Genomic DNA, 6,023 nt, shown 5'->3' on the forward strand with positions numbered 1-6,023 from the left:
CCAGGAGAATAATTCCCATAAAACGACAAATTTGGCGAGGATAAAGAGGTAGAATGTTCATTAGGGGCCAAAAATGGGGAAATGGGGATTGAAGTTGAACCTTAGAAATCGCTTATTATTGGGTGTGGCAATGCTACTGATACTGCAGATATTATTATTCGGCTTTGCGGTGAGCACCTTGAATCAGAATAATAAAGCCATGGAGGAGATACTTCGTGACCGATATGTAAAAATAAACCATATCAACGCCATTCGCTATGAGCTTAATCATATCAGTTTATCTCTGCATAAGGCCAGTGCGGGGGGGCATGATCCCATAGAACAAATACAAGCCGTAGACAATTCCATTCTAAACATCAATTCGATGCTGATTCGCCTTGAAAACACCGTCGTTACACCTCAAGGGCTCGATATTATGGCCAAATTTAAGACTCAATATGAAGACTATCAAGAGGTTGTGGCGGAAACAACATCATATATTGAACAAGGTCTGTCTAACGACCTGGTAACCCGGTTGTCGGCTAGAGAAGAAACTCTCCACAACCGCCTCTTAGCTACGGTTGAGGAATTTGGAGCACTGCAGGAACAGTTAATGACTGAGGCTCTGGACCGTTCTCAGGCTTCTTCGGCACGTATGGTGAGAATACTGGTGCTCTTCTTCATAATCTATCTGACCCTGTCCATAGGGATCGCCGTCTGGATTCTGCGCAGTATGATCGGGAATATCTCCAAGGTTTCCAGGGTTATTTCTTCTGCAGCTGATAAAAGCTCCGATATGCCTAGACTCGACATCGATTCACGGGACGAGTTGGGGGCCATTGCCGAAGCTTATAACAAGATGGCGGAGGGAATCGAGAATTACGCCCGTCTCGAGCAGAAGAACTCGCTTTACATGCAGGAGAGAACCTGGCTGAGCACCAATATCGCCCAGCTTACCACCTCATTTCAGGACATGCCCAATCCCCGCGAATTAGGCAGCTTTTTCATCACCAGGATCTGCCCTCTGGTTGAGGCGCAATACGGTGTAATATACCTGAAACAGAATGATTTAACTTATGACAAGCTGGCAGCTTATGCGGCCGATGCTTCGGTAATCACTGCCGGCAGCATTCATATTGGAGAAGGGCTTATCGGACAATGCGCTAAGGAAAACAAAAAGATCATTATTGAACAAACCCCGGAAAACTATATCAAAATAACCTCTGGTTTGGGATCATCAGCTCCGGCAGCCCTAACGGTATTGCCGGTGGAATTCGGTGATCAGGTATTGGCCGTTGTGGAAATCGCTTCATTCAAACCCTTCAGCGATTTGCACCAAGAGCTTTTGGACAAGATCACCAGCAATCTCGGGGTGTCCCTTTTCGGGCTGATGCAGCAGATGCAAGTCAACGAACTGTTGAATGAAAGCCGGGTGCTCAACGAAGAATTACGGGTTCAAGCCGAAGAACTGCAGAATCAATCTGAGGAATTGCAAAGCCAGCATGAAGAATTAAGAACCATCAATGAGCAGCTCGAGGGCAACAACCTCAAATCCGAACAGCGCCGATTCGAATTGGAGTCAATCCGTTTGGAGCTGCAGGAAACCAATCTACAGCTTATGCAGGCATCGCAGTTTAAGTCTGAATTCCTGGCCAACATCTCCCACGAACTGCGCACCCCCTTGAACAGTATTTTGATATTAGCGGAAATCCTGGCCCAGAATCCAGATGCCAACCTCATGCCCAAGCAGGTTGATTTTGTCAAAACCATATATAACTCGGGCCGGGACTTATTGGATCTAATCAACCAGATCTTGGATTTGACCAAGATAGAGTCCGGGAAAATGGAGGTCAACTACAGTGAAATCTCGCTGTCAATCCTGCTGGATTCCGTAGGGAACCACGGCTCCCTGGAAGCAATGCGCAAAGGCATTGATTTCTCGGTCGAGTCTGATCCCGGATTGCCTGATATCATCTACAGCGATGAACAGCACCTGCTGCACATCATCAACAACCTGCTTTCCAATGCCTTCAAATTCGCACCCCAGGGCCGGGTCAAATTAGGCGTAAAAAGATCGAACCGGTTTTTCAGCGCTGATGAATATCCTGACCTTAACAGCTCCGGCTTGAATCTCGAAATCACCGTTAGCGACAATGGTATTGGCATCCCGGAGGATAAACTGGAAGTTATATTTGAAGCTTTTATGCAGGTCAACGGGGCTACCAACCGCAATTACGGAGGCTCAGGCCTGGGTTTGTCAATATGCCGCCGGACCGTCCAGCTTTTGGGCGGGTTCATTGAGGTGGAAAGCCAACCCGGCCGGGGCAGCACCTTCAGGGTTTACATCCCCTGTGATGTGGGGGTTTTGGGGCGCCAAATCGCCAGCAGTGTGGACAATGAAAGGCTGCCGGCCGAAATCGAAACAGAAGCTGATTTAATAATAAGGTCTGAACAAGAACAGGAATGCGAAATAGCCATTAGCGAAAAAGACCCGGCGGAAGACCCTGAATCCATTCCCGACCGGGGCAATCTAGCCGGCAAAAACATTCTCCTGGTAGACGACGATATGCGCAACGTGTTTGCCCTGACTTCCGTGTTGGAAGGCAGCCAGATCAGAGTGTTGTTCGCCGAAAATGGCCGCGAAGCTATCGAGGTCTTACAGCAGCATCCCGAAATTGACCTGGTGATCATGGATATCATGATGCCGGAGATGGATGGCTACGATGCCATACACAACATAAGGCTGATACCTGAATATCAAGACCTGCCTATCATTGCCCTGACCGCCAAAGCCATGAAAGGGGACCGCCTCAAATGTATCGAAGTCGGGGCTTCTGACTACATCAATAAACCGGTTGATATCGAGCAGCTGCTTTCTTTGATAAGTGTTTGGTTGTACAAATAAATGAGTATCGATCTGCTTTCAAGCCAACCGGCAGCCAATGACGGCGATGAATTGGAACAAATTGAAATCACGCTGTTGCTTGAAGCTATCTATCGCCGCTATGGCTATGATTTCAGGGATTATAACTACCGCTCCATCCGGCGCCGGGTGCTTTATCGCATGGGATTGCTTAATATTGCTACGGTTTCAGCCTTACAGGAGATGGTTCTGCGCCAAACCAAGGTTTTCGAGGCTTTGGTCTCTGACTTTACCATCAGTGTAACCGAAATGTTTCGCGATGCCGTATTCTTTAAAGCTCTGCGTGAGCAGGTCCTGCCTGCTTTGCGCTCCTACCCGCTGATTCGTATTTGGCATGCGGGCTGTTCAACCGGTGAGGAAGTGTATTCAATGGCTATTCTTCTGCAGGAAGAGGATCTGTATGAGCAAAGCCGGATATATGCCACCGATATCAATCCGCAATCGCTTGAGAAGGCCAACAACGGAATTTTCTCTTTGGAAAAAATGCAGCAGTACACCCGCAACTATCAGCAGTCAGGTGGTAAAAGGGCCTTCAGCGAGTATTACCTGGTGAGAGGCAAAGACGCGGTATTCGACCAGGACTTGAAACGCAATATAGTATTTGCCCAGCACAACCTGGCAACTGACAGTTCTTTTAACGAATTTCACCTCATAGTCTGCCGAAATGTCCTGATTTATTTTAATGCCAGTTTGCAGCAACGAGTAAAAGAGCTGTTTTATAGGAGCCTGGCCGTTTCAGGGTATTTGGCCCTGGGAAACAGAGAGGGAATAGAAAACGTTAAAGGTGATGGTTATTATGACACAGTGGATGCCGGCAATAAAATATACCGAAAAAAGCCATAAAACAAATAGTGCCAAAGTTAATGTTCTGGTAGTGGATGACCATGTGGAAAACCTGGTTGCTATTGAAGCCATACTGGCCTCTCCGCGCTATCACATCCGTTCGGTAACCTCGGGCGCCGACGCACTCAAGCAGATTATGCAGCAGGACTATGCCTTGATTCTTATGGATGTGCAGATGCCTGATCTAGATGGATTTGAAGTTGCCCGCCTGATCAAATCCCGGCAGAAAACCCGGCATATCCCGATAGTGTTCATAACCGCCATTAACCAGGCTGCCGAGCATGTGGAAAGGGGATATGCGGTGGGTGCGATTGACTACATCTTTAAACCGTTTAATCCCCAAACCCTGCGCTGGAAGGTGGAAGCCCTGATCAATTACCAGGCTTATTATGACCAGGTGGAAGCCCAGAGCATGCTTTTGCAGGAAAAAACCAGGGAGTTGGAAGAGGCCTACCAGCAGTTGCATTTTATTAACACCAATCTGGAAAACCTGGTAGAGCAGCGCACCAAAGAAGTATTGATATCCAATGTCCAGCTGCAGCGGGAGATAGCCGAACATAAGCTTACCAAAGAGCATTTCCGCAAAATATTCGCTTTAAGCCCCAACCTGATGTCGATCCGTTCTCTGCATGATGCCAGGATTCTGGATGTGAACCAGAGCTGGCTGGAATACAGCGGCTACAGCCTGGAAGAGCTAACCGCAATAGACCAAAAACCTTTCTATCAAATTGAGGAACCGGGATACAGCATAACAGACAGCATAATCGAGATCCAGGAAAAGGTGCACAACCTCAAAGTAAGCTACAAGACCAAAAGCGGTGATACCCGCTATGGCTTGCTCTCGACCGAACTGATGAATACCCTGGGGGAAAAGCAAATATTGTCTGTGGTGACGGATATCACTGAGATCGATCATTTGCAAAAAGAAATGACTCGATTGGATCGACTTAACCTGGTCGGGGAAATGGCAGCTTCCATCGGCCATGAGATCAGAAACCCGATGACTGCGGTGAGGGGATTTCTTCAGCTTTTGGCCCATGAAGACAACGCTTTGAATAATGAATATTATGATCTCATGATAAGTGAGCTGGATCGCGCCAACGGTATCATTTCCTGCTTCCTGGCCCTGGCCGGCAACAAAACCGTTGAGTTGGAATGCGTTTGCCTGAACGATATTATCAAAGCTTTATATCCTTTGATCAAGGCGGATGCTTTGCGCTGTGACAAAAACCTCTGTCTGGAGCTGGGAGAAGTAGAACCGTTGATGCTGGATGACAAGGAAATCCGCCAGTTGATTATGAATCTGTGCCGCAATGGCCTGGAGGCTATGGGCAGCGGAGGAACCCTCTGTATTAAAACCTGCCGGCTTGCTGATGAGATCATGCTGACGGTACAAGATCAAGGCTCCGGCATCGATCAAAATCTCATCGATAAACTCGGCACTCCCTTTTTAACTACCAAACCGGAAGGCACCGGCCTGGGACTGCCGGTATGCTTCAGCATTGCCCATCGCCATCAGGCCCGCGTGGATATTCAATCAGCTCATACCGGAACCAGCATTTCCGTCATATTTCCGCTGCGCAGGGAAAGCGTTAAAGAGCTGCAATTAGATGGTTTGATGATGGGATAGCTGTAGAGCGGAGGTGGAATCTGAGCAACGTTGGCTGCGTTTTACTCCACCCGCATAATCAAAAAGCTCCCGGTATGACTTTTCAAGCCTGCCTGGAGCTTTAGATTTGCTCATATTTGATAAACAGATATACAGCTATAATGTAATGAGCCGCTACGGCCTTGCCTTAAATGGTGCAGGGGGGCGGGGGGAGTGCCCCCCTTGCGGCATTAAATATCCATGACAGGCCCGCCATGGCCGTAAAAATAAATCAGCTTCTCATTCAGGTAATCCACAGATACGCTTTTAGAGCCCTCCGGGGTGAGCAATGTAACCGTATCCCCGCCCGAATTTACCCGGGCCTGATTATTTTTGGGGGTTGGCCTGGAAAATCTAGTTTTTACCATAACTCCCTCCTTTTTTTCCATTACGGGACCGCCATTATTATAAAAATAAGCCAACTTTTGGTTCAAGTCCTCCATGGTCATCTTTGCTTCGCGATCTTTTTTGGAAACCAGCGTAAGTTCGGTTGTAAGAGATTTACTCTCCACCCCGGTTTGAAAAGGAATATCCATCAACTTGCTTTTCAATGCTCGATTCATTTTATTTTGCCTCCTTTCATCGTGGGTCATTACCTTGTGAATTAATTAACAATAATTGATGCAAAGA

4 protein-coding genes are annotated in these 6,023 nt (G+C 47.6%); 3 read left to right on the forward strand and 1 reads right to left on the reverse strand.

Going from position 1 to position 6,023, the window contains the following annotated elements; all coding sequences use genetic code 11:
• The first annotated feature begins 94 nt into the window (after positions 1-94).
• From B3W37_RS10135 to B3W37_RS10145, 3 genes are read left to right on the forward strand one after another with little or no spacing between them, the layout of a single operon-like run.
• On the forward strand, positions 95-2,884 hold the full coding sequence (locus B3W37_RS10135) for an ATP-binding protein (RefSeq protein WP_483170009.1): 2,790 nt from the start codon (positions 95-97) through the stop codon (positions 2,882-2,884).
• Positions 2,885-3,745, forward strand: a complete 861-nt coding sequence (locus tag B3W37_RS10140; RefSeq protein ID WP_483170008.1) for a CheR family methyltransferase — start codon at positions 2,885-2,887, stop codon at positions 3,743-3,745.
• Positions 3,699-5,375, forward strand: a complete 1,677-nt coding sequence (locus B3W37_RS10145) for a response regulator (RefSeq protein WP_483170006.1) — start codon at positions 3,699-3,701, stop codon at positions 5,373-5,375. Before B3W37_RS10140 ends, B3W37_RS10145 begins: the two co-directional genes overlap by 47 nt.
• A gap of 209 nt (positions 5,376-5,584) precedes the next feature.
• Here B3W37_RS10145 and B3W37_RS10150 read toward each other — a convergent pair whose 3' ends face one another.
• Positions 5,585-5,956 (reverse strand): hypothetical protein, encoded by a 372-nt coding sequence (locus B3W37_RS10150; RefSeq protein WP_483170005.1) that lies wholly within the window; start codon positions 5,954-5,956, stop codon positions 5,585-5,587.
• Positions 5,957-6,023 lie beyond the last annotated feature (67 nt).

It is taken from the genome of Syntrophomonas sp. UBA5494, assembly GCF_002426325.1.